The organism is Streptomyces melanosporofaciens (genome assembly GCF_900105695.1).
Classification (GTDB): domain Bacteria; phylum Actinomycetota; class Actinomycetes; order Streptomycetales; family Streptomycetaceae; genus Streptomyces; species Streptomyces antimycoticus.
The window spans coordinates 486,099-512,628 of the sequence record NZ_FNST01000001.1; the positions used below are offsets into that span (position 1 = coordinate 486,099).

A 26,530-nucleotide genomic window follows, 5' to 3' on the forward strand; every position below is an offset into this window, starting at 1 on the left:
CACGGCGTACACCTCCGCTCACCGCCTCCGCCCACGCGGCCCGTACCGAACGCGGCGGCCAGAGGTGAGCGGAGTCGACGCCGCCGCCTACGTCATGCGGCTGCACCTGCCCACACCGGCGCACAAGCTCGTCCTCCTGGCGATCGCCACCCGGTGCGACCAGAACTACTCCGCCTTCCCCAGCCGGGCCCTGATCGCCGGGGAAGCGCTGGTGAGCGAAGAGCGCGCCCGGACCCTGCTGCGGGAGCTGCGGCGGGACGGCTATCTCTCCGCCCGGCAGCGCTACCGCGGCAACGGCAGCAAGACGAGCAACCGGTACTTCGTCCACGGGCCGTGGGACCAGTGGGGCGGCGTCGGCGAACCCTTCGCCGAGATCAGCCATTACCAGGACCACGACGACCGGTACGCGGCCATCCGCGACGGCGAGTTCATCCCCCGGCCCACGCCGAAGGCAGGGGTCGTAGACAACCCCTGCCCTGACCAGGGCTCTTCCGCCGCGGGGGCAGGGGTTGTCAGCAACCCCTCCCAGGGGGCGTCGGCAACACCCTCCCTGGGTGTCACACGCGCCCCCTCCATAACCGGTCATCAAGAACCCACCAAGCGGAACCATCTCCCGGACGTCCGCAGGACCAGTGCGGGTGGTAGGAGCGCTGCCTCCACCGCAGTAGGCGCCGCATCGAGGACGGCAGGCACCACCCGGAAGGCCCCGAAGGCCATCACCACCGGGCCGCGCAAACGGCCCCCGGGCTGGGACCAGGTCGCGGCCGCCCTGCCGCAGGAAGTCCAGCCCACCCGCCCCGGCGGACGCCTCGCCCCGACCCTGGTGCGCGCCATCTGCACCGCGCTCACCGGCGTCCCCGGACCCGAATCCGGCACCTACCAGATCCCGCCCCGCACACCCGAACAGCTGATCGCCCGCATCAACCGCCGCTGGAACCAAGCCCGCGGACCCGAACGAGCAGCTGACGACTACACCGGCCCGGACCCCATCCGGCGCCCCGTCGGCTACGTGGCCGACCTCCTCACCGCCCACGAATGCCCCGACCCCTCCTGCGAGGACGGGCTGATCCTCGGCACCGACCGGCCCTGCACCGCCTGCCAGGCGCGCCGTGCCGAACAGCAGCAGGCCGAGCAGGCCCGGACCGCCGTCGAAGACCGCCTCACCCGCGACGCCGAGCTGGCCTGCGCACACGAAGAGCACGAGACGGCGGCCGCCCGCGAAGAGCAGCGGGTCCGCGAGCAGCTGGCCGCCGCCGGCCACTGGGGCGAACTCCTGGACCACGAGGTCGAGACGCACATGCGCCAGACGCACATGCGCCAGTGGCACCACCGCCACTCCGACCCCAAGGACGCCCCCCATGCCCCCTGACACACCCCCGCCTGCCCATCACACCAGCTCGGCCGCCCCGCGGTCCGGCTGCGCCGGCAGGACAAGCGAGGCCCGCCTCCGCATGCGGACCGCCCACCAGCGGCCGCCCACGGCACTCATCCAGCCGCGCGGCCGCGCACCGCCGCGATGGCCACCGACTCCACCCCAGACAGACACAGACCGCACAAACACGAACTGACCTCATGGAAGGTAAGAAAACCATGCGTAAGATCCGTAAGGCCGTCGTGGCCGCTTCGGCCGTCGCCATGATCGGCAGCACGGTCGCCATCGCGACCGCGCCGAGCGCGAGCGCTACTGACAGGGTCAACCGCTGCGGCTCCTCCTACCACTTCAAGAAGTCCTGGCCGATCCAGAACGTCTGGGGCAGCGACACCGAGGGCCGTACCGTCGGGTACATCGATGTCTACTGGTCCCCCTCCGCCGGCAAGAACTGCGCCGTGGGCCGGCCGAAGAACGGGATCTACAAGCCCAACCACATCAAGGTCCGGGTCGTGAAGAGCGGCTCGGGCAACTGGGACCAGGACGGCTACGGGAACGAGAATTACAAGAAGTTCGCCGGGCCGGTCTACGCGAAGGCCCGCGGCGCCTGCATCAACCTCGAGGCCGGCTTCGACTACAACAACAGCTGGGACCGCGCGGAAGCCTGGGGCTCCTACGAGAAGAAGCACTGCTCGTAGCCCACGAGCGCCCTGAGGAACGATGCGAGGGCTGCCGCCGATCAGGCGGCAGCCCTCCCGTCGTCCTCCAGGGCACGCCTGGGATCAGCCACGCGATCGGCCGTTGGCATCGCACGTCTCGGTGTAGGTGAGGCTGAGGCTCCAGCCGGTCAGTCCGGATTCATCGTGCCGGGTCAGCGCGGGGGTGTAGGTCTCGGGTGCGGGTCGCCCGGCGTTTTCCCAGGCGGTGAGCCAGCCGCGCAGGGCGGCCAGGGAGGGTGAGTCGGGGTGGTCGGCGCGGATGGTGCCGTCCTGTTGGATGACGGCGGCCGTGGTGGCGGTGGTGTGGCCCAGAGCCCGCAGTTTGGGGCGGAGTCCGGCCTGGGTCAGCTGAGGATTGGTGAGGGAGGCGGCGAAGGTTCGCCAGGAGTGCCAGTCGATGTCGGGCCCGCCGTAGGGCTCGGTGTGTGCGTCCTTGAGGAGCTGGTTGAGTGCGGTGCGGGCGCCGGTGTGAAGGTGGTCGTCTTGGCCGCGCCAGGTGATGGAGATCCAGGAGGGGGCGGGGACGCGGTTTTCCCAGTCGACCCAGCGGCCGGGCAGATCGAGGTCGGTTTTCGGTGAGGTGGTGGTCTCGATGTACCCGCCGGTGGCCACGGCCTCCACGACCGGTTCGCCGCCGGTGACGCGGATTGCGGCGACCACGGTCATATGGGGAACGGCCGCGATCGGCAGCGGGACGACGATCAGCCCGCCGTCGGTCACCTGGTCCACCCATGACGAGGGCAGCAGCGGCGGGGTGCACCAGGCCACCATCCGGTCGTACGGGGCGCGTTCGGGGAAGCCACCGGCGGTGGCGTCGGCGATGTGGCAGCGCACGGTGCGGACGCCGCGTTCGTGGTGGATGAGGTTGGCCCACTGCACGAGGTAGGAGTTGACGTCGAGGCTGGTCACCCGCCCGGCGGGTCCGACGAGCTGGGCGAGGAGGGCGCCGGAGTAGCCGGAACCGGTGCCGACCTCGAGGACGTTCATGCCCGGGTGGACGTCGAGGTGGTCAGCTCGCGGTGGATCACGGCCGGGTTGGAGCGGTGTGGGGTGGCGCCGCGGCCTTCGTGGTGGGTGTAGTGGCGCTCGGGGACGAGCTCGGCGGCGTCTGCGACGGCGGTCACTGCTCACTCCTTGGAGAGGGGTGGGGGCACTCGTATGCGGTAACTGCTCCGGGCGGGTGAAGGACACGCGCCCGCCCGGAGCGACCGGGAGATTGGGTCAGACCTTCATCGCAGTGTGGCGGTGCCATCCGTCGGCGGTGTACTCGCCGACGGGGCCGTGGTCCGGCAGCTCGGCCCATGCGTGGTATTCGACCGGCGGCGGGGCGAAGCGGGCTCCCAGGCACCAGGTGAGGCGTCGGCCGAGCAGGGCCGCGGCGAGGACGGCGCCGAGCGAGGTCTCCATGCAGGCGGCGCGGCCGGGCCACAGCCGGGCGGTGTGCCGTACGGCAGCGACCAGCGCCTCCGCCCGCGCTGTGTCGAGGGGGCGTTGGCCGGCGCGGCGCGCGAGGCGGGCGGCGCGGACGGTGTGCCGGAAGGGCAGCCGCAGCAGCACCAGGGCGAGCGCCAGCCCGGCGGCCGCGGCCGCGCGCTCGCGACGGGTGCCGGTGCGGACGGTGGAGTACGCCTCCATGCTGGTCACCGCCCCCACCTCCACATCCACCAGCGCCGCCGCGAGGGCCGCCCCCCGTACGTGGCCAGGCCCTTGGCGATCAGGGTCTCGGCGACCGCGCGCACGTCGGTGGCTGCCTGGGCGAGGGGTATGCCGTACCGCTGGGCGTAGCGGGCGGTGGCCTGCTCCTCGCTGGAGCAGGAGCGCAGGAGCCTCACCGCGCAGGCCGCGGTCGCGGTCAAGTGCGACCAGCGGCCGCTGCGTTCGTCCAGGATCGCCCCGCCCTCGTCGGTGAGGGCCGCGTGGACGCCGTTAAGCAGCTGCCACATGGGAGGTCACCTCCTGCCACCAGCGGGTGGGCGCGGCGGCCAGTTGGCGCAGCCAGACCTCGGCGGCGACGATCAGGTGGAGGGCGCCGAGGGCGGTGGGCTGGCCGGTGGCGGCCCGCGTGAGCACGGCGCTGACGGGTTGTTCGGTGGCCAGGCCCAGGGCGGCCAGTCGTGAGGAGGGTCCCAGCAACTCCCGCAGGACGGGGGCGTGGTCGGTCAGGCCCTGGTAGTTGAGGGCGTTGAAGCCGCCCTTGGTGGTGCGGGTGAGGACGAAGTCGGGCACCAGGCCGGTCGGGGCGAATGCCGCTTCCAGCAGTGGTTTGTATCGGGTTGGTGTTCCGCGCTGGTCGGCGGGGACCGCGAGGCAGGCTCGGATGACCTCGTTGTCCAGGTACGGGGCGGCCAGGTCGATGCCGTACTCGGCCGAGAGCACCCGCCATCCGCTGGTGTTCACGCCGAGCCGGGTCAGGTCCTGGCGATCGGTCCAGTCCGTCAGCAGGGCCGGTGCCTCGGTGAGCCCGTCTGCCGCCTGGTCCAGGGCAATGGCGAGGTGGCGGCGCAGGTCGGGGGTCATCCAGTCCGCTGAGGCCAGCAGCGGAGTCCAGGCGACCGGCCGTTGGGCCTGGGGGATCCAGTCGCGGACCGGCGCCCGCAGGTCGGCCGCCGTCTGGCGCCAGGCCCCGGCCAGGTCGGTGCGGGCCGCCGGCTGTGCCCGGGACAGCACGGTGCGCGTGGAGGTGTTCCGCAGCCGGGCGCGGAGGTGCGCGTGCTGCCGGGCCCGGCGACGCTGACCGGTGCGCAGCAGGTCCGCGAGGTAGGAGGAGGGGGCGGAGAGCACCGCGTCCCCGGCGGCTCCGGTGAAGTGCACCCCTGGGGAAGGGGTGTGCGCGGCGACGGTGTTCAGGACGGTGCGTTTGATGGAGGCGGTGATCGCGAACTGGTTGGGGGCGTCGGTGACCGGCAGGTGGCCGAGGTCGTCGAGCCCCGCGTAGTACATGGTCTCGGGGGCGCCGGGCACCGGGTGGTGGTCCAGGTTCGGCACCGCGGCGGCGGTGCGGGTGGCGAACGTGAGGTCGTCGTCGCGCAGGCGCTGGTCGGCGAACGTTACGGCGGTCACCGGGCCTCGCTGGGCGGCCAGGCAGGCCAGCGTGGTGGAGTCCAGTCCTGCCAGATCCGAGCTGACCGGCCGGTCATCGATGCGGGTGGCGACCGCTTCGGCCAGGGCGGTCCGCACCACGGGTGCGGCCTGCCGCAGGTCCACGGACGGGTAGGCGACCGGTTCGTACCGGTCGGTGCCGACGGCATCCGGGCCGATGAGCAGCAGGTGCCCGCCCGGCACCCGCCGCACACCGCGGAACAGGCTCCGGGCGGCCAGGACGTCGGGCTGGGCAAGGGCCAGGTGGGCGGCGAGCGCGGTGGCGTCGACCGGCGCCCCGTCCAGCGCCGCCAGGGCGGAGGCCGCCGTCGACCACCAGGTCCCGGACGCCTCGGCGTGGTAGTAGACCGGGTGCTGCCCGGCGAGATCGCCGATCACCGCCAGGGTCGCTCCGCTGCGGGCGATCGTCAGGTACGAGCCCGGCCAGCGGGTCAACGCTCGCCATTTCTGCGCCCGTACGGTCGCCAGCGCGTCCTGCAGATGGTGGTCATCCGCACCGCATTCGCCGATCACCGCCAGCGCTGTGGGGCCCGCGTCGGCGGTGCGGACCCGCGCGGCGGGCCAGCCGCAGGTCCATGCCGTCTGCAGGCCGGGCACTGCCCGGCCCGAAGCGGGCTGCCGGTCATGCCTGATGCTGCCGTACCATCCCGCACTCCACCTCATCGATGCCCTCTCCCCTCATACCTGACCGTGTGCGACAAGGCGAAGGCGCCGACCCCGCCCGCACGCGTGACTCAGCACGCGAGGGGAAAGGGGACCGGCGCCTCCTGGGCGCCCGGGGCCGGGCGTGGGCGCGGTGTTTCACGGACCGCCCGGCCCCAGGCGGTGGCTCAGGAGTCCTTGTACTCGGACTCGTCGGAGCTGTCGAAGGTGTTCGGACCGAGAGTCACCGCGGTGACGTTGCCCGCGTCCTGCACGAGAGGGGCCTGGTACACCGACGGCGGAGGCGTCTTGTGGTTCATGGCGGATGTCCCTTCGCTTGCTGCCCGGCTTCTGTCAGCCGGGCTGTGACTATCACTCAACGCGCAGACGGAGGGTGTGGGTAGCTGCCAGAATGTCTGCCACTTGTAGGCCAGTTGTGAACCACATCACGACGGATGAGGGCCGGACATGACCATCGGGAGCCGTATCCGCGCGGCGCGCAAGGCACGGCGCCCCTACTGCAGCCAGGACAAACTCGCTGATGAGCTGTCGGAGGCACGCTGGGGGAAAAAGGGGTACTTGGGCCGGCAGTCGGTCTACAGATGGGAGGCCGGGAAGAGGGTCCCCAGGGAGTGGCTGCCGTATCTCGAACAGGTCCTCGCTCTCGATCTCTCCGGGGCCTGCGGGGACAATGAGGCCCAGTTCGCCGATACCGTGACCTCGGTCATGCTCATGGGAGGCACCGACGTGGACCGCCGTCAGTTCTTCTCAGCGTCCGCCGCGGTCGGCTTGGCTGCCCTCGACCTTCCCGACGCCGAGGCGGTCACCCGCCGCGCGAACCGGCCCGGCCCCGTCAGGGCCGGGATGGGCGAGGTCACCGCGATCCGCACCATGACCACCACCCTCGGAGACGCCGCATCCGAGCTCGGCGGCGGCCACGCCCGGCACCTGGCGGTGCGCTACCTGACGGTCGACGTCGACCGCTGGCTGAACGGCTCCTGGACCCAGAAAGTCGGACGTGAGCTGTTCGCCGCCACCAGCGAGCTGGTGCACCTGATCGGATGGATGGCCCGCGACGAGGGGAACCAGGGGCTGAGCCAGAAGTACCAGCTGTTCAGCTACCGTCTCGCCGCCGAGGCAGGAGAGAACGAGCTCGCCGCGACCGCCCTGCGCGGTCTGGCCGAGCAGGCCATCGAACTCGGCCACATCCCCACCGCCGTACGGCTCGCCGAGGCATGCGAACAACGCGGCCGGAGGCTCGACAACCCCAAGGCGCTGGCGTATTACCGCAACACCTTCGCCCGCGCGGCCGCCGCCGACGACGACGACACCACCGCCACCACGATGCTCACCGCCGCACAGACCGCGATCGAGCACGCCCCGGCCAGGCCCGGACAGTCCTGGGCCAGCCACTACAGCCACGGCCGGTGGGCCCATGACTCCGGCATGATCCACGCCAAGCTGGGCGACCTCGCTGCGGCCGAGGAACACCTCCACCTCGCCCTCGACATCCACGGCCTGGACCGCAAACGCACCCGCGCGATCGTCCTCGCCGACCTCGGCCACGTCCAGCTCAAACGCGGCAACACCGCCCAGGCCCTGACCACGTGGAACGAATTCCTCGACTGCGCGGAGGGAGTGCACTCCGTCCGCATCACCGACGGCCTGACCAACATCTCCGCCCGCCTGCCCGGCATCCCCGACGTCCCGGCCGCCGAGGAGCTCAGGGAGCGCATCGCCACCCGCGCGTAGAGACCGAGGGTTCTCCACTCACGTTCGCTTTCGCATGTCCATAGCGCGATGGCCGGTCCGCAACGGCATGTGCCGCTGCGGGGAGGGATTGGTGGTCCCTCCATGCCGGCCATCGGGCGGTCACCCGGCCTGCCTGGGCATCAACAACCCTGACCGGGTGCCGCAGCTTACGGTAGCTGAACCGTTCACCGCTTCGGCTTCAGTGTTCACCTCGAACTGCGTGCTGCCTTCTGCTCCAGGACACGGCGCCGTGTCCACGCGCGCGATTTCCGGCCTCGGCTGCCGAGTACCTTGCCATCGTCCTCCTTCAGTAGGGGGAGGTTCCCCTGGGAGAGGGAGCTGGAGAAGGTATTCACGCTCTTGAACCCGAGGAGCGCTGCGGCCTGGGGCGCCACCAGCAGCTCGTCGGGGTCACCATCGGCGGCGACCTCCGGCAAGGCGGGTGCCGTCCGGGTGTTCCCCTCGCGGCGTCCCTTCCCCCGACGCTCTTTCCTCCAGGCGGTGATGGTCCGGCGGTACCAGAGCATCTTGGTCCACGGACGCTCCTCCGAGCCGAGGTGCTCGACCACGTCCGGCTCAGCGAAGTAGCCGGGGTGGTCCCGCATGTATGTGGTGATCTGGTTGGGGTTCTTGTAGCCGAGCTCCTTGGCGACCTGGGAGGCGTTGAGAAGTTCGTCGGGGTCGCCGCTGGCGTCCTCGGTCAGATTCGCCAGCCTGTTGGAGGCTTCCCGATTGGCGAAGTACTCGGCCACTCCGCCGTATTCCCACTCCTGCTTGCCCCCGCGGCCCTTCCTGGGGCGTGCCGCCGGGAAGCCTGTGTTCTCGCGGTCTGCATGGAGGGCGTTGACGCGACCGGGGCTCAGGCCGAACTCGTCACCGATCTGCACGGCGTCGACCAGCCGGCGTTCCTCAGCGGCGTTCGACGGCATGGCAGCCCAATCGGTAGCAGACGGTGAACGCTGTCGCGCTCCGTTACTGCTCATAATGGCAGAAGGTCCCGTGTGGGATCCAGCCCGTCGTCAGAGATTCTTGGCGCGAGCATGAGCGACCTTGTCAGCTGCGGCCGGAGCTCCAGCAAGGTCGGCGGACTCACGAGACACAGGAGGGCGGCCGGGACCGATCCACTGCCCGTCCCGGCCGGGCGATCACTCCTCCGGGATCGCGCTGACCCCGTGGCGCGCTGCATGCTCGGCGATGAAGCCGAAGGCGATAGCGCCAGGGGTGGAATCCCAGCGGTGGAAGGCCAGCATGGAGATGGTCTCATCCCGCGTACTGCCTGCGGGCCATGGTGCTCCCAGGTGCTGGTATTGCTCGGCGAGCTCCTGGTCGGCCAGCTCCGAGCACTCGCGGGCGACTTCGGTTTGCATCTCCTCAAGCCCGCGGTGGTAGAGCTCGCGTCCCTCGCTCAGGATTCTCTTCAGGTCCTCTGCCTCGGTGGTGGCGCCGACCAGCGCTGCGAGGTCCATCAAGTGCTCAGTCGGATACGTCATCGGTCTCACCCTCCTTTCGATTGTGTGCGGTCACGGGTGGGCGGGGCAGCTGGTGCACGGCAGCGTGCCGGCGCGGCGGGCCAGCTTGACGGCCTTGCGCGGTGGCTGGGTGAGCGCGGCCCGAACCTGTTGCTCGAGCATGGCGAAGGCTCGGGTGTTGTCAGCGCAGACGACACCTGGGTCGGGAGCGTCAGGGGCCTCCGCGAGATGGATCAGGTCATGGATGCGCCAGTCGCTGCGGAGGCTGTCGCCGCGAATGCTCTCCACCAGCTCGTAGAGCGCTGCCAGGCGCGGCCGTCGGCCGATCGCGAGCAGCAGGTCCCGCTTGGAGGCGAAGCTGCACAGTGAGCAGGAGCAGCGGGACGTGCCCAGCCAGTCGCCGGCGCCCGGTACCGAGTCGTACGTCCAGTGCCGCGCGACGGGCATGGAGTCGCATCACTCCTTGACCGCCTCGGTCGTCCACTCCAGCGCTGGAAGCCACTCGTCGACGCTCCTGGCACCGTTGGCCAGCACGTTCCGGTACGGCGCGAGCGCACTGCGACTGCGGCTCTCGTCCCGCCGCATGCCCTGGACCTTCAAGATCCGCACCGGCCTTCCCAGCTCCTTCTTCCGCTGGGTGACGAACGGCGTCCAGGACGCCGAGACCACGGTGTCCTTGGCACTCTTGGTGCAGTACCGGCTGCCGAGCCGCGGGAACCGTCCGTACGCGGCAATCTCGGTGAGCAGCGAGTGAGGCATCCGGGTTCCGTCGGGGCCGGTGAGGGTGCGGGTGACTTCGATGAGTTGGTCGGGAGGCAGGCCGAAGGCGGTGCTCTGCCGGGCGGCGAGCTCGGAAACGCCGGGCCAGTAGACGCCGTGATACGTGATGCCCGGCCAGTCCAAGAGGCCGAGCGATGCATGGTAGCTGCGGACTCGTTCGATGATGCCGGCGGTCCGGGCTGTCTCGATGAACAGCCACATCATCAGGGCGCTGTCTTTCCCACCGGACAGCCGGGGGGCCAGCAGGTCGTAGTCGGTGAGGTCCGGCCTCGGCGCGCGGGTGACGGTCTCAACGGGGGCATGGTGTGCAGGGGACATGATCTTTCTCTTGGCTGAGGGGCGGGCGGTGTCGAGCCCGGCCGTGGGTCGGCAGAGAGCGGGATGTCAGGACCGATCTGGCCGGCCCGATGCCGGGGCGGCGTGCTGGGCCGTCGCTGCGCGGCCGCTCCCGGGAATCACGGCGAGAAGCGGGCTGCGGGCAGCGGCGGCTCGTCGTGGTGGGAGGTGGCTGCCGTCACGGCGCATGACGGAAGAGGGGTGGTGGCTGCTGGCCCAGTTCCGCCAGCCAGCTCCGCAGGCGGCTGAGGTTCTTGGCCGGTCCGAAGGCCAGGTACGTTCCGTCGACGGAGTCGCAGCCGTACCACTGGGCGATGGTGAGCCGCCTGCGGGAGTTGACCCGGCCCATGTGGATGGCTTTGCCGCGTGCCGCAGCTTCGCGCGCCAGCCCTTCGGCGGCCGGGCCGAGTTTCCAGGCGGTGCTGCCTGCCAAGGAACAGCACATCGATGTCGTCCCAGGGGACCAGGTCGTGTTCGCACCCATCCAGAGCAGCGAACGCCGCTGGCACCCCCAGATCGCGGATCCGGGGCAGCCAGGGGCGGGATTCGACGAGCGTTTGCTCAGCGTCACAGGGCACGTCCGGGGCCACGGCCCACAGGCACCGCTGGGGCCCGTCGTAGCGTTCGATCTGCTGGGCGAGCCACCGGGACCAGACGTCCGACCCGGGCCGATCAGATTGCCCTGGGCGGGAGTGGTGATACACCCCAGGAGCCCGGCGCACATCGCGGTCCGCACGTCCGGCCCCGAGGGGGTGGCCAGGTACAGCATGAGCTTCCGCTCACACCGGGCTGGCGAAGGCCGGTCGGCCGAGGCCGCGATGGGCGGCCCATTCGCGTTCGAACCGTTCCTGCTGCTTGTCCTTGACGAAGAACGGAGCCGCCACCAGGAAGTGCTCCACAGTGGGGAAGCCCTGTCCGCGCCTCCGGAGCCACGCACGCACCGAGCCGTACTCCGAGTCGATCTCCACCGGCACGTCGTTCTTGTCCGAAACCTTGATCAGATGCCGCCCCGTCTGCGAGGCGGTCCCGAAGGTCAGGCGCGCGACGGACCGCAGCGCCGGAGCCCGCACGGTGGGATCTGTCTTGGAGACGGGCAAGATCCGTCGGACTTCGTAGATGGCCCAAGGGCAGTCCAGTTCGCGCTGGAAGGCATCCAGGACTTCGTGGGAGGCAGGGGCGGCGGGGGAGAAGTGCTCCAGCAGGCTGCGCTTGCCGAACAGACGGCCGTTGGGGTTGAGGGCCATGGAGGTGTACTCCAGGCGCAGCACGCGTCCGGCGATCTGCGGGTGGGCGCGCATCCGGTCCAGGTGGGCGGGGAGCGACCCCATGGACACGGGGAAGCGGCAAGTTATTGGGAATCGAGACGGGTCTGTGACCTCTCTCGTCGCGCTTGAGGGCTCGTTTATCAATCGGTCTCCTGCTCGCCCCGGTCTGGGGCGATCGTCTTCATGAGGTGGGTCAGGGGAATGAAGCCGTCGGTGGTCCCGAGTTCGCGTGGAGTGGGGCCGCCTGGGGTCGGCGTGTCGGCGAGGCGCTCGGCGAGGGCGGTGACCGCTTCGCGGTCTCCTTCGAGGGCTTCGCGTTCGTCATCGGTCAGGTCCAGGCGCTCGAGCATCTGGTCGATGCCGTCTTTGACGGCCAGGAGCTGGCCCTGCGAGGACTGCTTGGGGACGTAGAAGGGGCAGCGTGCGCAGGCCAGCCGGTGAGGGCACTTGGCGAAGAAGTCGTAGCTGCAGTAGCCCTCGCCCAGGTCGTAGTACTTCCAGGGCTGCTCGCCGCCAGCGGCGGCTCCGGTGAGGATGGACTCGCGGTCGATGAGAACCTGGATGGTGCGGACGTTGTGGGCGAAGTAGTCGGCCTTCTTGTAGGCCGCGGTGAGGGTGCGCTGCAGGATCGCCGCGTAGTAGCGGGTGCTGGCCGGGTGTTTGTGGCCGAGCCATTGCTGCAAGTCGTTGAGAGTTAACGGCTCGCGGGCGTTGAGGAGTTGAGTGGCGATGGTGGCGCGGGCGCGGTGGCTGGTCAGGGCGCCGCGGGAGTCGGTCTGCGGGACGCCGGACTTGCGGCAGAGGACCGGGAGGATGTTGTGGTTGAGGTAGTCCTTGCCGACGAGCTGGCCCCGGTGGCAGAACAGGTGCTGCCGCTTCTCGCCGGTCTTGCGATCGACCAGGTCGGGCTGAGGTGGCCGGGTGAGTTTCCAGGCGTCGATGAGCTGGCCGACTATCGGGTCGACCGGTTTATTGAACGGCCGGGACGTCTTGTTCTGCGGGATGTGCAGCAGACAGATGGTGAAGGGCTCGCCGCTGGTGTCGTCGGTGCCCTTGTCCCAGGTGACGCAGTCCAGGTCGAGACGGCGGATCTCGTCGACGCGGCAGCCGCCGAACAGCCAGACCGCAACCATGGCCCGGACCATCTCGATCGGGTAGTAGGTGGCCTTCCAGCCGGCCTTTCGGGCTCGGCCAGAGCCGTAGGGCATGAGGTCCTCGGCGTTCAGGGTGAGCCCGGCGGCCATGAGCTTGGCCCATGACGCGTCGTCGATGATCCTGGGGTTCGGCCCCATCTGGGCGCGCAGGGACAGTGGCATGCTCATCACGCGGCGCGGGTCGAAGCGTGGCTTGATCCATTCCCATTCGATGAGGTCGCAGAAGAACCCGCGGATGCCGTCGATCCGCGCTGCCCGTCCGCCTGCGGAGATGGGCTGGCCGAAGCGGCTGCGGTTGCGGTTGTGGCCGGCCCACTGCCCGACGGTGGCCTGCATGGTGTCGGCGATGTACTCGGCCGCCATGTCCCGGGTCCACTGATCCGGCGAGATGACGTCCGGGTGCTTCTCCGCGGCCCAGCGTCCGGCGATGAGGATGACGGAGAACATCGAGCGGATGGTGCCGGGCTCGTGGGTGGAGAACTTCCGCCAGCGCAGGGCCCACTCGGCCCACTCGGGTGGAACGGTGGAGAGCATGTCGGAGCGGGGGCCGGCCTTGTCCTCGTTGATGTGCAGCGGGGCCGGGATGATGCCCTTGTCCGCGAGCACCCGGGAGATCTTGATGAGACCGCGGCGGCGACTGGTCAGACCCGCAGCCTTGTAGGCGGTGACGAGTTGGCGTACGAGGTCGTCGGTGAGGTCTTCCAGCCGGGGGCTGCCCGCGCTGAGGAGCGCGTCGAGGACCGCGTTGCCGACCTGCCACTCCAGCAGATGCGGGGAGGTCTGCCAGGAACTCAGGGTCTGTTCGATCTCGTCGAGCGCGGGCTGGGTGGCGCCGGGGCCGAAGACCAGGTCGGCGAGCCTGCGGAGCTGGTTGATCCCGGCCGTGTGGTGCAGGCGGTGATGCCCGCCGAGGAGGTGGCCCAGAGCTGCGATGTGCAGACGGGCGGGTCCGGCCGTGCGGGATATCTCCGCCCAGATGGCCTCGTCCCATGACCGGTAGGAGAGGCCGCGGACGCGTACCTCGTCAACGATGCGGTTGCGTGCGGCGCGGGCGGTCTTGGGGGACCAGGCCCGGATGGCCTCGTCGACCGGTCGCATCAGCTCCAGCAGAGCCTCGCGCGGCATCGCGTCGCCAGGGGCGTGGTGGGAATCGGTCGTGTTCATCGCTCCTCCAGCAGTGCGGCGAGCAGTCGCTCGCGGTCGGCCTGGATGGTCTTGTTCGTGCGGTGGAAGCGGGCAGCCAGTTCACGGCCGGACAAGTGGATGTAGCGCATGGTGGTGGCAAGATCGCGGTGGCCGGCGTATTGGGCGATCTGGTCGATGGTCCAGTCGGCGCGGGCCAGGTCGGTCAGCCGAAGATGCCGCAGGGTGTGAGTGGACAACCGGGCAGCCCCGGCGTGGCGGGCGATACGCTCGACGGTCTTCGACCAGATGGAAGGGCCCAGTGGGGCACCCGTAGTTGCGGTTCGAGACAGAGCGGAACAGCGGTCCGTCGATCCGACCGAACATCGTGCGGCGCTCGGTGAGGTAGGCCACGAACAGCCGGGACGAGGTTGTGCCGAAGGCCACTTCCCGGGCTCGCTGGGACTTGGTGGTTTCCGCCCGAAGGTGGATCAGTCGGTGTGCAGGCTCGAAATCCTCGACGTCGAGCTGGACGAGTTCTTCGCGGCGTAGTGCACCGTCGTAGGCGAGCGTGACCATCAGCCGGTTGCGCAGTGGTTCCTCGGCCGAGGCGGTCAGGATCCGTTGCCAGATCTCCTCGTTGGGGATCCAGGGAGCCTGTTCGACGTGTCGTACGAGGCCCTGGCGGGGTCTGCGACCACCACGGCTTGCCTGTCCTCGCCGGACCGGGTTCTGCTCCCGCAGCCCGTCTTCCACCAGGTACTCGTAGAAGGACCGGACGGCCACCAGGCGCTGTTGGATGGTCGCGTTCGCGAGTCCCGTATCCGCCCGTCGTGGGCCCTTCGCAGGACGGCGAAGGGGCCGGTCAAGCATGTCCCTGATCCAAGCTGCGACGGTGTCCGCGCGGGCCAGTAACGGGTCCGTGCCTTCCACAGCGCAGAACCGCAGGTGGTCCTCGACCGCCCGCCCGTACGCGTCGATGGTGTTGGGAGCTCGCCCGATGTTCGCCGTGAACTGAAGCCACCGGTGAGCCAGTTGATGCTCTGCAACAGTGGGGAACTTGCCCCACGGGATGGGGGCCATGACCACAGGTTAGGCCCGCCCGATTCCACATAAAGCAGAAGGTGCAGTAGCTCTTCTTCCACCAGATCCCGAACCGATCGAAGAGGTAGTTCTGGCAGTCTTCGAGGCCCCAGCCCCATTCGATGAGCGGGAAGACGGCAGTGCGCAATGGGTTCTTACTCATGACGGCGTCGGCCTTGGCTCGGCCGGGCTCGTCGGCGTTGAAGCCGATGATCTGCCGGAAAGGGCCGCCGCCGGTGGTCGCCGGGATCCAGCGGTCGCCGACCTCTGCCTTAGCGTGGAGACTGCACAGCCGGGTGCCGGCCTGCTGGGGCACGGTGCCGTTGGACTCCATCTCCTCCCACAGCGTCCAGCTGCCGCGGGTGACCAGTTCGGCCGGGCACCGGGAGTCATCGAGCACCTCGATCCCCGCCGCCTTGGCCTGGCCCGCTCGCGCGAGCTGGACCAGGCGCAGTCCGTGGCGGCGGAAGAGCGGTAGCATGAACCGCTCCGCGTCTGCGATGGTGTCCGGCCACTCGTCGCCGGTCGCCATATGGATGACCGCGGTGCGCTCCAGGTCGATGCCGTGGGCTGCGGGATCGTCGAGGAGCCGGGCAATGATGCTGCTCGAGTCACGCCCCAGCCCCCAGTTGATGACGACGTCGACGTCGCCTCGGCCGAGGCCCGGCAGCGGCTCGGGAAGCCGAGCGGGGGTACGGGGCACGGCGAACCTCCTTAGATGGCGTGGGACGTGCTGGAAGCAGGCGGCGCTGGTTCAGCTGCGAGGGCTGCCGGGGCCGAGCCCGGGCGTCCAGGCCGCGCGTAAGAGGACCGCTGAGGCCACCGCCGGGGATTCGTTGGGTCCGGCGAGGAGCTCGGGAGTCGTAGAGCACGGTGTCTTGATGGCGGCGCGCATCGGCACGGAGCGTCCTTCGCCCCACAGGTGGTGTGGGGCGCGGGCCAGGGAGCCGGGCGTGCGGCGTGATCAGGTGATGCGGAAGGCGCCGGGGTCGGACGTGGCGCGGGCGGCCATCTGAGTGAAGCCCTGCCAGCTCCGCGCTCGCTGCTGGTGCCACCAGTTCGGCGCGGCCCCGGGCACGGTGGCGGTCTCGGCGGCCGCCGGTGCGCCGGTTCCGGCTTCCTGGTGCGCAGGTGCCGGTGCTGCGGCGCCAACTCCCTGGGGGCGGGCGGCGAGTGGGCTCGGAAGGCTCACCTCGGTGTAGACGATGCGGTCGCGGAGGCTGATGCCGATGTCGTCGACGCTGATGTGCAGCACGCCTCCCTCGGCATCGGTGAGCCGTCCGAACACCAGCACGGCCGTCCCGTTCACCAGGGATTCGGCGACGTGCTCGGCGACCTTGCGCCACACGGTGCACACGTAGCGCACCGCCTTCCCGTCGGTCCAGGTGTTGCCCCGGGCGTCCCACACGCGAGGAACGGACTTCATGCGGAACCGGGCGACAGGGGTGCCGTTGTCGGTGAAGCGGATTTCGGGGTTGCCGATCACGGTGCCGGAGATCGGCACGGCGGGCTCGCCGGGCATGGGGCACCTCCCTTCCTTAGATTCATAATAGTGGAAGATGTGGGATCGGGGACCCCCCCTCCCACCAGGCACTACGGCCCTTCCGGAAGCTCCCGCTTGACCCGGTTCTCCTCTCTGATGCGCCGCAGGCGGTTGATGGTGACCGGATCGTGTGCCAGAGCGCGGACATCGTCGAGCAGCCCGTTGAGAAGCTGGAAGTACCGGGTGGGGGACAAGCCCAGTTCCTCACGGATGACCCGATCCCGCGCCCCCGGTGTACGGAAGCTCCGCGCGGCCAGGCCGATGATGTCCCGGTCCCGGGCACTCAGATGCCCGCCACGGCCCCGTGGTGCGCCCAGGCGCGCGGGGGCGCCCGGCTCGATGAGTCCTGCTGCACAGCAGATGACACCGTCCGTCGGCGGCGCGCCGGCCTCTGCGCTCCCCTGCCGTGCTGCGGGAGCGATGAGCAACGGCGAGGCAGCAGGGTGAGGGGAACAGACCCCTCGGGGGGTGCCGGAGACGACGACCGGGCCGGGTTCGTCGGCCAGCAACTCGCATGCCCCGCACGGGCAGTGGCGGTCGTACGGCATCGGTTCGGCCTCGTAGGGCGCGTTGAAGTAGACGGTCTTCAGCCAGTCGAAGGAGGCGAGGACCAGGTCTCCGGCTCCGACCTCATCGGCTCGCACGATGCACACCCGCCGGGTGTCGACATCGGCCGGGGCCCGGTCCTCGCTTTCAACCCGGCGGGTGACGATCAGCGGTGGAAACACGGCGTGCTGGGTCGTCATGGCGCGCCTTTCTCATGGTTCCCGGCGGTGGGCAGGTTCAGCAGCGCGGCGGCGGAGCGCGTGGTCGCGATGAGACCTGCCTGGCCGACGACGCGATCGCGGTGAGCCCGGATCCTGCGGCGCTGGGCCGTGGCCTGCTGGTGGGCATCGGGGGTGACCAGCACGTCGGCACACGCGATCACGACGTTCGGTCCCAGGTCCCAGACGACGGCGTTGACCGCGCAGCAGGCGGCGGCCAGAGGGTCGATCTCGACCATTGACCAGCCGTAGCCATGGGGATTCAGGCCCCTGCGGCGGAGGTGCTGCGCGGTGGCGCGGAAGATCCCGCCGGTGCCGGCAGCTACTTCGTAGAACCATCGTCCAGGCTCCGGAGCGTCTGCCTCCCGTACGGTGAACTGGCTGAACAGCGCAGCAACGTCAGGCGGCGTGTGGTGTTCACCCATGGCCTCACGTGCGCCGTGAGAACGCAGTTCGTCCAGCATGCGGCCGAGCAGGTCAGCTTGTGCCCGGTCCCAGGGATCCGGGGCACCCGTCAGCTCCAGCTGCCCGGCACGAACGGCGGCCCGAGCGGTGGCATGGATGGCTTCGACGGTTTCCGCCGGTGGCGTGCTGCTGGTGAGCCAGGCGTGGAGGGGACGCGCCCACACAACGAGTTCGGGGTGCACGATCCATTGCCGGGACCACACCCGCTCCAAGAGGGCCAGCAGTTCCTGGGGCGCGAGAGCCAGCAGACGGGCGCTGACGTCCGGTCCCTCCGCTGGCTGCGTCACCTGGGCGAGGGCGGCCACCACTCCAAGAGGGATCTCGATGGAGACACCACCGCGGTCTCGGTGCCAGGCGGCAGCGGCACTTTCGGCGACATGAGCGACGAGCTGTTCCGCGGCTGTGCCGTGCGCTCGGCGAGGACGGAGGGGATGCTCGGCGTCGGCGCCTACCTCATCCTGGGAATCGGGCTGGTCCATAACACTGTCTCCGGATCGGGCAGGCACGCCTGAGGCGGCCGGTGAGTCGAAACAGAAGCGAGGGGCGGGGCCGTCCGCGCGGCGGACCACGCGGACGGCCAACTGGATGGGGCTAAAGGACCTTGCACGTGCCAGCGGGCACGCGCACCCGATGCCTCTGCGTCTCCGGGTCGATCTCCCTGTGGAACGAGAACTCGGTGGTGGATGTCTCGTCCAGCAGGACGACCGCGATGATCTGCTTCCGCTCGCGCGTCAGCTCTACGACCTCTCCCTGAAGTCCGTTGAGGTACTTGGGCTTCAAGCCGGTCAGGCGCACGGTCGCGCCTTCGGTGACCTGGGCGGCGCGGGCGTTGATCAGGGTCGCCATGCGCTGGTTGCCCGCCGCGAAGACCTTCTCGACGCTGCCTTCGTCGGCTTGGTTGAGGATGAAGTCGATGACCGATTCGAGCGTGGCACTACTCATGGTGATCTCTTTCTTGCTTGGTGATGGTGCGGCCCGATGGACCGCCGGGACGACTGAGCGAGAACCGGAGCCGGGCGTGTCACCGATGTGGTCACCGATGCCGGGGTCGGACATGGCTGCCGTTCTCCGAGGGGCGTAGCAGCGGCACCCGGCTCGTCCGGGCAGGAAGGGCCGGGCCGGGGGCCGCTGCGAAGGTGGGGAGAGCGCGGCCGATCAGGCGGCCTCATCCGAGTCCCGACCGGCAGCAGACGCCCCGTCGGTGTCGGTCGGCTCCCTGAGCTCCGTCCCGGACTCCGCATCCGCGTGCTTCGGGCGGTGCGTCGCGAGGGCCTCTTGCTCGACCTCGGAGAGCGTGTATCCCAGCGCTTCCAGGAACATCAGCCACCGGGCCTGGTGGCCGAAGAGGTTGCGCCACGCGTTCTTCTCGCGCAGGTCGTACTCGAACGCGGCGGCCACGCCCGCGAACACCACGTGCATCTCCCGGGGCTTGCCGGTCCGTTCGACCAAATCCCCGAACGGGTCAGAGCCGGAAGCCGCCCCACCCTCGTCGACCTGGGGGTCCTTGACCCCCAGGAACCGGGCCAGGTCCTCGGTCGGCTTCTTTTCCACCCACTTCTCGTAGTGGTACGGGAGGCCGACGACGGTCCGCAGCGCGAGCTTGCGGGCCTCATCGGGCAGGGCCCGGCCCGCGCACAGTTTGGCGATGAAGTCCTTGCGCGGTCCCTGAGCAGCGGTCCACGCCTTGTTGCGGGCGATCACCTTCCGCCGTTCGGCGGCCTGGGCCTCATCCTCAGCCGTCCGGGGCTTCTTCGGCACCGGGCGCACCTTGTGCCCGTGGGCGGCCGGGTCGGAGCAGTGCCACACGGGCTGCCCTTCGTGGTCCAGGCGCGCGCTGTGACCCGGACACCCCGCGTGGTTCTCCCCGGTGAGCGGGTTGCCCAGCGGCGTTGTCAGGTCTGACAGGGGCTTGGACGGGTCCTTCTGCCCCCAGGAGAAGTGGGTTTTGAGCAGCGGGATCCCCGCCTCGGCGAGTTCCTTGACCGTCTGCTCACGGGTTTCGTCCTCGGCCTTAGCCTGACGGAGCTGGGCCATGATGTGATCCCAGTGACCCCGGCCGCCCTTGCCTTCCTTCTCGTCCTGGATCTTCGCGGCCTCCAGCCTGCGCTGTGCGCCGGTGACGGACTCGACCTCGGACAGGTCGGCCATCTGCTCCAGATCCATGCCCTCGGCCGATGCGCTGCGCAGTGCGGCGTCGCTGAGCTGCGCCGCCTTGCGCGCGGTCTTGGCCGCACCACGCTTGAGCCCCATGGCCCGGCAGGCGTCCGTCTGCTCCACGTCGTTCATGTCCAGCAGACACAGCTCGACGGCCTGCACGGTGTCCCGCTCGCTCATCTGCTCGCGGTTCTTGTTCTCCGTGAGGGACAGGAACCGGGTCCACCCGTCACGGCCCACCAGGTCGTCACGGACGAATGCGCTGATCGTGCGCTCCGGCCGTCCGCCCTCCTTGGCGGTGGCATTGGCGATCTGCTGCGCCTGGGCACGGCGCCATCCCTTGAAAGCGCCGTAGGTGCCGTCGGGGCGCGGGCGGACGCTGATCGGCTCTTCGACGCCGAGTGCCTCGACGGAGGCGATCAGTTCGGCGTCCGCCTCGGTGTCGGTCGTGCGGGCGTTGCACTCGTCCCGGACGATGGCGGCGGGGTCGAGCTGGACGATCCGGCGCTCCTGATCGTGCGCGGGAGGCGTGGTCTGCGCGGGCGGCGTGGCCTTGGCGGAAGACGGGCGGGGCGGCGTCTTGGTGGACACGGGTGCCTCCTGTTGATGGTTGGCGGTGTCGGTTCCGACCGACATATTCATAATAGTGGAAGTACCAGGAGGGGGAACCCCCATCTGGCCTGCGGAACATTCATAATAGTGGAAGTTCCTTTTAGTGGAACCCCCTTCTGAACAGGGCATTCACCCTGCTGAATCACCTTTCCGCGTACACCAGCCATCCAGGGACGCCAACCCGCGCAAGGCGTGTTCCGCCTCCTCCGACAGAGCGTGGATCTCCAGCTCGACCGAGTCACCCCGCGGTCCGACCGTTGCCCAGATACGGCCCGTGAACCACAAGTCCTCAGGATCCTCGCGCCTTTGAAAGCTCACCGTCGTATGCCGGGGCCCCGGGTATTCCGGGTTCACGTACGCACCGGGAACCAGACTCGCCAGCTTCTCAGCCACCGCACCCCGGGCCCGCTGCTCCGCCTCCCGCACGACCTTCTCGGCCTCGGCCTTCTCCAGCGCCTCCGCATGCTGGGGCAACAACCTGCGCCGGATGTGGTCAGCGACGTGTTTTGGCGTCAGCGCGCTCACCCGGATACTCGGGGTTCTTACCGGTGCGTCCTCCGGCAGCTGCGCCTGGACACGCAGACGACGGTCGTCACACCTCACGAGGTCGAGCGCGCGGCCGTCACCGTCCACGATCCGCGCGGACAGCGATGCATTCTGCGGCAGCGGCTCAACGCGGCACTGAGGGTCGAGCAGCCGCGCGATCTCCTGGGCGTACTGGTCCATGTCGGCCTGGCTTTCGATGCTCCGCGTTTCGTTCACGGCGCACTCCCTCCAAGACGGGGTTCGCAAGGTCAGCCGCCCGCCGCGTCGGGCGGGCGGTCTGCGGGGATCGGCCTGCGGCCAAAGCGCCTGCCACCGTGAGGCGACCCCCGGCGTACGGACCCGTGCCGGTCGATGGGCACGGATTCCCTGTCAGCTCAGCCCGCGCCCACCATCCGCCGCCGCGCCGGCGGATGGTGGGCAGCGGTCCGGCACCGGCAACCGCCGTACGGGGCGCAGCCTCCCCCGTAGCGTCGTCCTACGCAGGAGCGTCCGCCAGACCCTCCGGGGAGTCCTCGTCCGCCTCGGGACCGCCGATGGGCTCAACCGTCACCCGACGAACGACGGTCCCGTACCGGATCGACGACCATTCACCCGTCACCCGGTACCCCCAATGCGCGATCACGTCGGCGATCTGGTCCATGGGCACGTCGTCAAGACGGAAGTAGTGGCATCCCTCGTCGTCCCACACAGAGACGCCGTGCCAGGGGGAGCTGGTGTGACGCTGTCCGCACCTACAAAGCAGGCGCAGTTGCGTGCCGTGCTCGCGTGTGCACGTGATCACCGCTTGCCGGGCGGTCATGGTGCATGTGAGTGCCTGCACCCATGCCGCATACACCCCCTCGACGTCGCCCATCGTGAGCATGTCCGACGCCATGACCCACCGCGCGAACGCTGCTCCGTCCGCCTCGGTACGCCCCTGTGCCACCGCATATGCTTTGAGGTCTTCCACGAAGGCAGCGTTCGACGTGTGGTAGTTCGGGGGCAGCACGGTCAGCACCGGATCAGCGCCCGGGGCGACGTCGCACCCTTCGGTGGTCAGCAGGCAGTCACCACCGACGAAGTCGCGCCCAACGAATGTCGACGGATACAGCGTCAGGGGGACCGCCGCCTTCACCCACTGGCGCAGCATCCCAGGTACCTGGCCCGCTGGAGTCGCGGCGATGTGCGCTGATACCACCTCCGCCGTCACCGGCGAGGCGTCCGGCTTGCGGTACTTCCACAGATCGGGACCGGTAGTGGGCACTTGATGCCTCCTGGATCGGTGTTGGCCGGGCTGAGACCGGCGGAAGGGCGGGAACGTGGGTCCGACCGCCACGTTGGGCACGTCCGTGCCATGCGCGGGGCCCGGTGACGGGGAGAGTCGACCGGGCCCCGCGCGGCGGCGAAGTGATCGGGCGCAGCGTCGTGGTGGGGCGTGAGGACGTGGCGGCCTAGCGGGGCTGACTGCCTGGTACTCGGGTGGATCCGGCGGGTCCGGTCCGTCACAGGGGGAGGGTCGGGGGCCTCAGGGGGAAACCGGCCTCGAAGACCGTGTCGTGGTCCGGCTCGGTCTGGTCGCCGGTACTCGGGTCGGTGCAGTAGGCGGTGCGCGCTTCGTCGGCGGTGAAGGGGATCACCTTGCCCTGGTGGATTCCCCAGCCGCGTATGGTGCGGCCTCCTGTGCGATGGGGGCTGTTCAGAAGGAGCCCGGCATTCGTTGTCTCCGGCCGCGTGAACGCGTAGGTGACCAGCGTCATCAACATTTCGATGTCGTCAGCGGAGAGCGGAAAGACCCCGGTTTCGCGGTAGACCATGACGACGGCTTGGGCGGCGGCGGGCGGATCCGTGAGTGCGCATGTGAGGTCATGCGGTCCGTCGCCTGCGGCGAACAGTAGCTGTGTGACGGTCTCGTCTGCCCGGGCATGGGCAGCCTTGATCAGTGCCGTGTCGGGGGCGGATCCGGCGTGTTCCGGCATGGGTTGCTCCTGGTGGTGGTTGGCCGACGAATGCGGGTGGAGCGCCTTGCTGCACTATCCATAATAGTGGAAGAACCGAGAGGGTGAAGTCCCCTAGTGACCTGCTTCTTTGTCCTCTTGCATCGCTCGTGAGTCGTTCTCATAAGCGCTGGCGATGGCCTTCGTGATGTTCTCGTGGGCACGCTCCACATGGGGATCGACCGCCGTCTGAGCCCGGCCTCGTCGCCATCGGAGCGCCACCACCAGCGTGCCCAATTCGGCGCGCGTCAGTGACCAGGGACCGCGGTCGGTCAATGTTGTCCCCCGCAGCCGCATAGCAATCTCGGCCTGCTCCGGCTGGGTCAACGGACCGAGCTCGTGAAGGAGCGCCCGCTTGAGAGTGGCGCGCAGATAGGGTCCTGGACGCCGTGCGTGGGCTCCACCGTGAAGAGATCCGGCACGGCACGATCCCTCTGTATGCACAACCGGCCTTCCTCAAGAGTGAGCCGCTCGCCGGAAGCCAGCTCGAACTCCGCGACGTGACGCTGTGCTCCGCACCGCTGGCAGGCGTACAGGGCGGCCCTGAGCCGCGCGTAAGGCCCGATGCGGCATTGGGTACAGACGATCGGCATGACGACGATGCTCATGGGGTTGGTAGTCCTCTCGGTGCGGGGCCTGAGCGGCCGGACCGCCCAGGCGCGCCCCGCCGGCTCGGCCTGAGCGGTCGGACCGGCGGGGCTGGGGCCCGCACGGGCCCGGGGGCAGGGGGGACCCAACCGGGGCCGTGCGGGCGGGCGCCAGGGGCTACGCCCCCGCCGGGGGGAGCGGGGAAGGCGTAGCACCCTGGCCGGGGGATGGACCTAAGCGGCCCGGGCGGCTGCGGCGAGTGCAGGCAGCGCCATGGCCTCCAGCTCGTGCGCGGCGTCGGCATCGGAGAGCGTCTGCGCGGTCGAGGTCACAGCCTGCATGACCCCACCGGCGGTCGTTTGTCCGCCCCGAATGAAGTGGTTCAGGATCGACTCACGCACCGGGCCGGAAAAACTGAGCTGCTTGGACACCACTTCGATGGTCTGCGCCGGATCGGAGATCTGCTTACCAGCCTCCCGCTCGATCTCAGCGATCTTGGCTTCGACGTAGGCGGGAGACAGGAACTGCTGGACGGCGTCGGCGGTCTTGGAAGCCACCAACTCCAGCTCCCTGGCGCGCGTGGCACCGGACCACTGCACGATCCCCTCATCGTGCTTCGCCCCGATGTGCACGGCTCGCATGACGTCCTTCGACATCGTCAGACCGTTGCGGCACACCTGCACGACCGCGCGCGGAGTGATGCTGAACGCCCCCGACCCCACCTCACTATTGGAGATGACGAATCCCGCCGAAATCATCGGCAGCTGATCACCCGTCTCGCCCGTGAAGGGGGAGCGGTACCCCCGGAGCAACTCCCGGGCCTGGACGGCCACCTGGTCAGACTCCACGCGGACGTACATCCGCCGGTCGGTGAGGTCACACCCCCTGATCTCCACACGATGGCCCGATGACTCGACCCCCTGGAGAGCGGCGGTGAGGATGTCGAAGTTATCGATCAGCCTGTAGCTGTCCGACAGGAAGGCTCGCGCGACTCCCCCACCCCCGTTCTCGGCGGCGTCGCCCCGGAATGCGCGGATGAGGAACTTGCGCGTCGGGTCCTGCTCCAGCCATCCGCACACATTGATGTCGTACAGGGCCGGATTCTCGGTGCGCATGCGGCGCAAGTACCCGACCGGAATGCCCAGCTTCGCCGCGAACCCTTCCTCTGCAACGTTGGTGGGCTGGTACGCGCCGTCGGACATGAATGCCCTGCCCTGGCTGGTCATGGCGGGCTCCACACCACTCATGATCAGGTTTCCATTCGCGACCGTGAGTGATGAGGCGGGAGCGACCACGTCCAGCTTCCGGCCGTTCTGGACCTCCAGCATGTGCGCCAGATCGGACAGATTGGCGTTTCGGGTGCTCGTGCGAGGCGTACGGGTGGCGGGATCCTCCGTGACCTGCTGTGTCATGCTCTGCCCTTTCGTTGATGCTTCGGCGTGTCCGGGGCACCACCCCCGAACAATTTCCATAATAGTGGAAGATGGGAGGGTGTTAACCCCCCTCTGACCAGGGGCGCGGCTGTCTGTACCGCGCCCCTGACACGAGACCCCTACCGGATCCACTTCACCTCGTGGAAGTTATCCAGGGGGGTGATGCTGGAGCGGTGTACGTCGGACAGGACGCGCCGGTACCCCCTCCCTGTCCACCGGCCGAGCACGTAGAGCGCTTGCGCCTGACCCTCGCTATCGGCCGTCTCCGTGATGCCCATGATCCAGAAGTAGGCCCCTTGGAACCGATCGACCGATCCGTGATAGCGCACCTCCTGGCCGAGCCGAGGCGTGGGCCTGGTCCCCAACTCGATCTTGAGTTCCGTGAAGAACGACAGGACGCTTTCGGGGGGAATCGGCACATCGGCGAGTGCGGGGCTCCCGATACCGCTGCGGGCACACGCTGCCCACCCGAAGATGAAAGCGGTACGCGTAAGCTCCCTTACCCGCCAGCGGAGCCCGATGGTCTGGCCGTTAGTTGAGCCGATCAACTGGCGCCATGCACGATGCGCCTGCTTGTACTCGAAATCTGTGGGGGGCTCCGGGCTCAGTGCGGTGACAGTGGTTTCCTCGGTGTGCTGGGTTTCCTCGGTGTGCCTCGTGTAGTCCCTCATGGTCGTTCCCCTTCCTGTTGATGGGTGGGCCTGGGCGGCCGCCCGGATTTCCCGGGCGGCCGGTGTGCGGCTATCCGAGGAATCCGCGCGAATTGAGAATCTGAGCGGTGAAGTGGGCTACCCCCTGGGGCTTGTAGATGGCCGGAAAGTGCGCGATTTCCTTTTCGGTCCGGCCGTTTTCGTCGCTCGGCTCGATGAACTCGTGGATGATCCGGAAGTCGTTTCCGTCTTCGGTCGGCATCTGAAGAATGACCGGGCCGTTTACGGTCTCGAAGCGCACTCCGGTGTATCCGGCGTCCGCGTTGTGCACGATCTTCGCTCCTGCGCGCTCGCATACGAGCGGCAGGAAGTTCGCGATGGTCCGGGCCTGAACGGCCTTCGGAGTCATAGGAGCTGACCGCTCGTTCTGAGCTCCTCCCCGTACGCGTCGGACGATTCCGCCAGCGATCGCGATTTCCATGCTGCTGCCTTCCCGTTGATGCTTCGGCTGTCCGGGACACCACTCCCGCACATGTTCATAATAGTGGAAGACTGTTTGGGGGTCAATACCTGACACAGCATCCGGAACACTACGCGGCACACTATCTGACACTCCATCTTGCATACCGCAGAAATGGGACGCTGAGCGTTTCTGCTGCTCAGGTCACATATTCAGAGCAACTCTCGCCCCGACTTCCCTCCTACCCTTACCGCTCTTGGCTACATAGAGACGAGAGAGGTACGCGCGGTGGGCAGTCGGGAGGCTTGGGTCCCTGCGGGTGGCTGAACTGACCGGCCCCCGCATGAGGTCTGGGGGCCGGTCAGTTCAGCGCTGAGGGGCATAGGTAGTTTCCGCCAATCCAACATGCTGCATCATTCCTGATGCGCCACTTAGGCGGGGAAGCACAGCGAGCCCCCCACGGTTCCGCCCTGGCGGCCCGCCAGGGCCCGCTCGTTGCTGCCTGCTTCGGGAGCGGAGCGGACGAAGCGTCAACCCGTCTGCTCCGCAGAC

At 69.0% G+C, this 26,530-nt stretch carries 32 protein-coding genes and 1 pseudogene; 4 read left to right on the forward strand and 29 right to left on the reverse strand.

All coding sequences use genetic code 11. The features are described 5' to 3' along the window. The first annotated feature begins 64 nt into the window (after nucleotides 1-64). Entirely contained in the window at nucleotides 65-1,369 is a 1,305-nt protein-coding gene (locus tag BLV72_RS02460; RefSeq protein WP_093459936.1) for a helix-turn-helix domain-containing protein, read from the forward strand. 221 nt (nucleotides 1,370-1,590) lie between these two features. Continuing rightward, nucleotides 1,591-2,067 carry a hypothetical protein gene (locus tag BLV72_RS02465; RefSeq protein WP_093459938.1) on the forward strand — a complete coding sequence of 159 codons (477 nt, stop codon included), beginning with the start codon at nucleotides 1,591-1,593 and terminating at the stop codon, nucleotides 2,065-2,067. Nucleotides 2,068-2,151: 84 nt separating this feature from the next. Here BLV72_RS02465 and BLV72_RS02470 read toward each other — a convergent pair whose 3' ends face one another. The 6 genes from BLV72_RS02470 to BLV72_RS47145 all read right to left on the reverse strand — a co-directional run bounded on the left by BLV72_RS02470 (nucleotide 2,152) and on the right by BLV72_RS47145 (nucleotide 6,149). Next, complete coding sequence (locus BLV72_RS02470) at nucleotides 2,152-3,075, reverse strand: protein-L-isoaspartate O-methyltransferase family protein (RefSeq protein ID WP_208905478.1); 924 nt, start codon at nucleotides 3,073-3,075, stop codon at nucleotides 2,152-2,154. Further along, the gene (locus BLV72_RS48615) at nucleotides 3,072-3,212 is read right to left on the reverse strand and encodes a hypothetical protein (protein WP_208905480.1); all 141 of its coding nucleotides are present in this window, start codon (nucleotides 3,210-3,212) and stop codon (nucleotides 3,072-3,074) included. Before BLV72_RS48615 ends, BLV72_RS02470 begins: the two co-directional genes overlap by 4 nt. Before the next feature lie 97 nt (nucleotides 3,213-3,309). Next, on the reverse strand, nucleotides 3,310-3,723 hold the full coding sequence (locus BLV72_RS02475) for a lasso peptide biosynthesis B2 protein (protein WP_107417340.1): 414 nt from the start codon (nucleotides 3,721-3,723) through the stop codon (nucleotides 3,310-3,312). A 5-nt stretch (nucleotides 3,724-3,728) separates the two neighbouring features. Continuing rightward, on the reverse strand, nucleotides 3,729-4,031 hold the full coding sequence (locus BLV72_RS02480) for a PqqD family peptide modification chaperone (protein WP_093459939.1): 303 nt from the start codon (nucleotides 4,029-4,031) through the stop codon (nucleotides 3,729-3,731). Continuing rightward, nucleotides 4,015-5,850, reverse strand: a complete 1,836-nt coding sequence (locus tag BLV72_RS02485; protein ID WP_107417334.1) for an albusnodin/ikarugamycin family macrolactam cyclase — start codon at nucleotides 5,848-5,850, stop codon at nucleotides 4,015-4,017. The genes BLV72_RS02480 and BLV72_RS02485 overlap by 17 nt, the downstream gene beginning before the upstream one ends. Before the next feature lie 167 nt (nucleotides 5,851-6,017). After that, nucleotides 6,018-6,149 carry a lasso RiPP family leader peptide-containing protein gene (locus BLV72_RS47145; RefSeq protein ID WP_143059725.1) on the reverse strand — a complete coding sequence of 44 codons (132 nt, stop codon included), beginning with the start codon at nucleotides 6,147-6,149 and terminating at the stop codon, nucleotides 6,018-6,020. Nucleotides 6,150-6,297: 148 nt separating this feature from the next. Here BLV72_RS47145 and BLV72_RS02490 point away from each other — a divergent pair, with 148 nt between their 5' ends. After that, nucleotides 6,298-7,581, forward strand: a complete 1,284-nt coding sequence (locus BLV72_RS02490) for an NsdA family TPR-like regulatory protein (RefSeq protein WP_425288342.1) — start codon at nucleotides 6,298-6,300, stop codon at nucleotides 7,579-7,581. 206 nt (nucleotides 7,582-7,787) lie between these two features. Here the strand turns inward: BLV72_RS02490 and BLV72_RS02495 are convergent, their stop codons facing one another. The 13 genes and pseudogenes from BLV72_RS02495 to BLV72_RS46405 all read right to left on the reverse strand — a co-directional run bounded on the left by BLV72_RS02495 (nucleotide 7,788) and on the right by BLV72_RS46405 (nucleotide 17,867). Further along, nucleotides 7,788-8,510, reverse strand: coding sequence for a hypothetical protein (locus BLV72_RS02495; RefSeq protein WP_093459942.1), 723 nt, complete (start codon nucleotides 8,508-8,510; stop codon nucleotides 7,788-7,790). A gap of 216 nt (nucleotides 8,511-8,726) precedes the next feature. Then, a complete protein-coding gene (locus BLV72_RS02500) occupies nucleotides 8,727-9,071 on the reverse strand; it encodes a hypothetical protein (protein WP_093459944.1) in 345 nt (114 codons plus the stop codon). A gap of 30 nt (nucleotides 9,072-9,101) precedes the next feature. Then, the gene (locus BLV72_RS49405) at nucleotides 9,102-9,497 is read right to left on the reverse strand and encodes a hypothetical protein (protein WP_244320580.1); all 396 of its coding nucleotides are present in this window, start codon (nucleotides 9,495-9,497) and stop codon (nucleotides 9,102-9,104) included. 9 nt (nucleotides 9,498-9,506) lie between these two features. Next, nucleotides 9,507-10,148 (reverse strand): adenine nucleotide alpha hydrolase family protein, encoded by a 642-nt coding sequence (locus tag BLV72_RS49410; RefSeq protein WP_244320581.1) that lies wholly within the window; start codon nucleotides 10,146-10,148, stop codon nucleotides 9,507-9,509. A 196-nt stretch (nucleotides 10,149-10,344) separates the two neighbouring features. Next, complete coding sequence (locus BLV72_RS49415) at nucleotides 10,345-10,599, reverse strand: hypothetical protein (protein WP_244320582.1); 255 nt, start codon at nucleotides 10,597-10,599, stop codon at nucleotides 10,345-10,347. Between the two features lie 346 nt (nucleotides 10,600-10,945). Continuing rightward, entirely contained in the window at nucleotides 10,946-11,494 is a 549-nt protein-coding gene (locus tag BLV72_RS02515; protein WP_093459945.1) for a hypothetical protein, read from the reverse strand. A 77-nt stretch (nucleotides 11,495-11,571) separates the two neighbouring features. Beyond that, nucleotides 11,572-13,749, reverse strand: coding sequence for a tyrosine-type recombinase/integrase (locus tag BLV72_RS02520; protein WP_244320583.1), 2,178 nt, complete (start codon nucleotides 13,747-13,749; stop codon nucleotides 11,572-11,574). Next, nucleotides 13,746-14,060 carry a tyrosine-type recombinase/integrase gene (locus BLV72_RS50975; RefSeq protein WP_093459947.1) on the reverse strand — a complete coding sequence of 105 codons (315 nt, stop codon included), beginning with the start codon at nucleotides 14,058-14,060 and terminating at the stop codon, nucleotides 13,746-13,748. Before BLV72_RS50975 ends, BLV72_RS02520 begins: the two co-directional genes overlap by 4 nt. Before the next feature lie 52 nt (nucleotides 14,061-14,112). Then, nucleotides 14,113-14,688, reverse strand: a pseudogene (locus tag BLV72_RS51815) (tyrosine-type recombinase/integrase); the annotation flags it as partial. Further along, nucleotides 14,573-15,493 carry a hypothetical protein gene (locus tag BLV72_RS49425; RefSeq protein ID WP_244320584.1) on the reverse strand — a complete coding sequence of 307 codons (921 nt, stop codon included), beginning with the start codon at nucleotides 15,491-15,493 and terminating at the stop codon, nucleotides 14,573-14,575. The gene BLV72_RS49425 and the pseudogene BLV72_RS51815, both read right to left, overlap by 116 nt. Before the next feature lie 261 nt (nucleotides 15,494-15,754). Beyond that, nucleotides 15,755-16,312 (reverse strand): single-stranded DNA-binding protein, encoded by a 558-nt coding sequence (locus BLV72_RS02540; protein ID WP_093459951.1) that lies wholly within the window; start codon nucleotides 16,310-16,312, stop codon nucleotides 15,755-15,757. Nucleotides 16,313-16,383: 71 nt separating this feature from the next. Continuing rightward, nucleotides 16,384-17,079, reverse strand: coding sequence for a DUF3263 domain-containing protein (locus tag BLV72_RS51435; RefSeq protein ID WP_342030646.1), 696 nt, complete (start codon nucleotides 17,077-17,079; stop codon nucleotides 16,384-16,386). After that, nucleotides 17,076-17,867 carry an N-6 DNA methylase gene (locus BLV72_RS46405; RefSeq protein WP_167746256.1) on the reverse strand — a complete coding sequence of 264 codons (792 nt, stop codon included), beginning with the start codon at nucleotides 17,865-17,867 and terminating at the stop codon, nucleotides 17,076-17,078. Before BLV72_RS46405 ends, BLV72_RS51435 begins: the two co-directional genes overlap by 4 nt. Nucleotides 17,868-17,939: 72 nt before the next feature. Here BLV72_RS46405 and BLV72_RS50980 point away from each other — a divergent pair, with 72 nt between their 5' ends. After that, nucleotides 17,940-18,074, forward strand: coding sequence for a hypothetical protein (locus BLV72_RS50980; protein WP_280142997.1), 135 nt, complete (start codon nucleotides 17,940-17,942; stop codon nucleotides 18,072-18,074). Between the two features lie 79 nt (nucleotides 18,075-18,153). On the opposite strand, the gene BLV72_RS02560 is transcribed toward BLV72_RS50980, so the two are convergent. The 10 genes from BLV72_RS02560 to BLV72_RS02600 form a co-directional block, all read right to left on the reverse strand. Further along, nucleotides 18,154-18,618 carry a hypothetical protein gene (locus BLV72_RS02560; protein ID WP_143059727.1) on the reverse strand — a complete coding sequence of 155 codons (465 nt, stop codon included), beginning with the start codon at nucleotides 18,616-18,618 and terminating at the stop codon, nucleotides 18,154-18,156. A gap of 99 nt (nucleotides 18,619-18,717) precedes the next feature. Next, on the reverse strand, nucleotides 18,718-20,307 hold the full coding sequence (locus tag BLV72_RS02565) for a ParB/RepB/Spo0J family partition protein (protein WP_244320585.1): 1,590 nt from the start codon (nucleotides 20,305-20,307) through the stop codon (nucleotides 18,718-18,720). A 150-nt stretch (nucleotides 20,308-20,457) separates the two neighbouring features. Then, nucleotides 20,458-21,090, reverse strand: a complete 633-nt coding sequence (locus BLV72_RS02570; protein WP_093459959.1) for a hypothetical protein — start codon at nucleotides 21,088-21,090, stop codon at nucleotides 20,458-20,460. A 259-nt stretch (nucleotides 21,091-21,349) separates the two neighbouring features. After that, the gene (locus BLV72_RS02575) at nucleotides 21,350-22,117 is read right to left on the reverse strand and encodes a hypothetical protein (RefSeq protein WP_093459960.1); all 768 of its coding nucleotides are present in this window, start codon (nucleotides 22,115-22,117) and stop codon (nucleotides 21,350-21,352) included. 238 nt (nucleotides 22,118-22,355) lie between these two features. Beyond that, nucleotides 22,356-22,829: a hypothetical protein gene (locus tag BLV72_RS02580; RefSeq protein WP_093459962.1), complete on the reverse strand. Its 474-nt coding sequence runs from the start codon at nucleotides 22,827-22,829 to the stop codon at nucleotides 22,356-22,358. Between the two features lie 93 nt (nucleotides 22,830-22,922). After that, a complete protein-coding gene (locus tag BLV72_RS47150; RefSeq protein ID WP_143059728.1) occupies nucleotides 22,923-23,174 on the reverse strand; it encodes a hypothetical protein in 252 nt (83 codons plus the stop codon). Next, entirely contained in the window at nucleotides 23,171-23,455 is a 285-nt protein-coding gene (locus tag BLV72_RS02585; protein ID WP_093459963.1) for a hypothetical protein, read from the reverse strand. The genes BLV72_RS47150 and BLV72_RS02585 overlap by 4 nt, the downstream gene beginning before the upstream one ends. Nucleotides 23,456-23,668: 213 nt before the next feature. Further along, nucleotides 23,669-24,847, reverse strand: a complete 1,179-nt coding sequence (locus BLV72_RS02590; RefSeq protein ID WP_093459965.1) for a DUF932 domain-containing protein — start codon at nucleotides 24,845-24,847, stop codon at nucleotides 23,669-23,671. Nucleotides 24,848-24,987: 140 nt separating this feature from the next. Beyond that, entirely contained in the window at nucleotides 24,988-25,539 is a 552-nt protein-coding gene (locus BLV72_RS02595; RefSeq protein WP_093459966.1) for a hypothetical protein, read from the reverse strand. 70 nt (nucleotides 25,540-25,609) lie between these two features. Continuing rightward, nucleotides 25,610-25,999: a hypothetical protein gene (locus BLV72_RS02600; protein ID WP_093459968.1), complete on the reverse strand. Its 390-nt coding sequence runs from the start codon at nucleotides 25,997-25,999 to the stop codon at nucleotides 25,610-25,612. Nucleotides 26,000-26,530 lie beyond the last annotated feature (531 nt).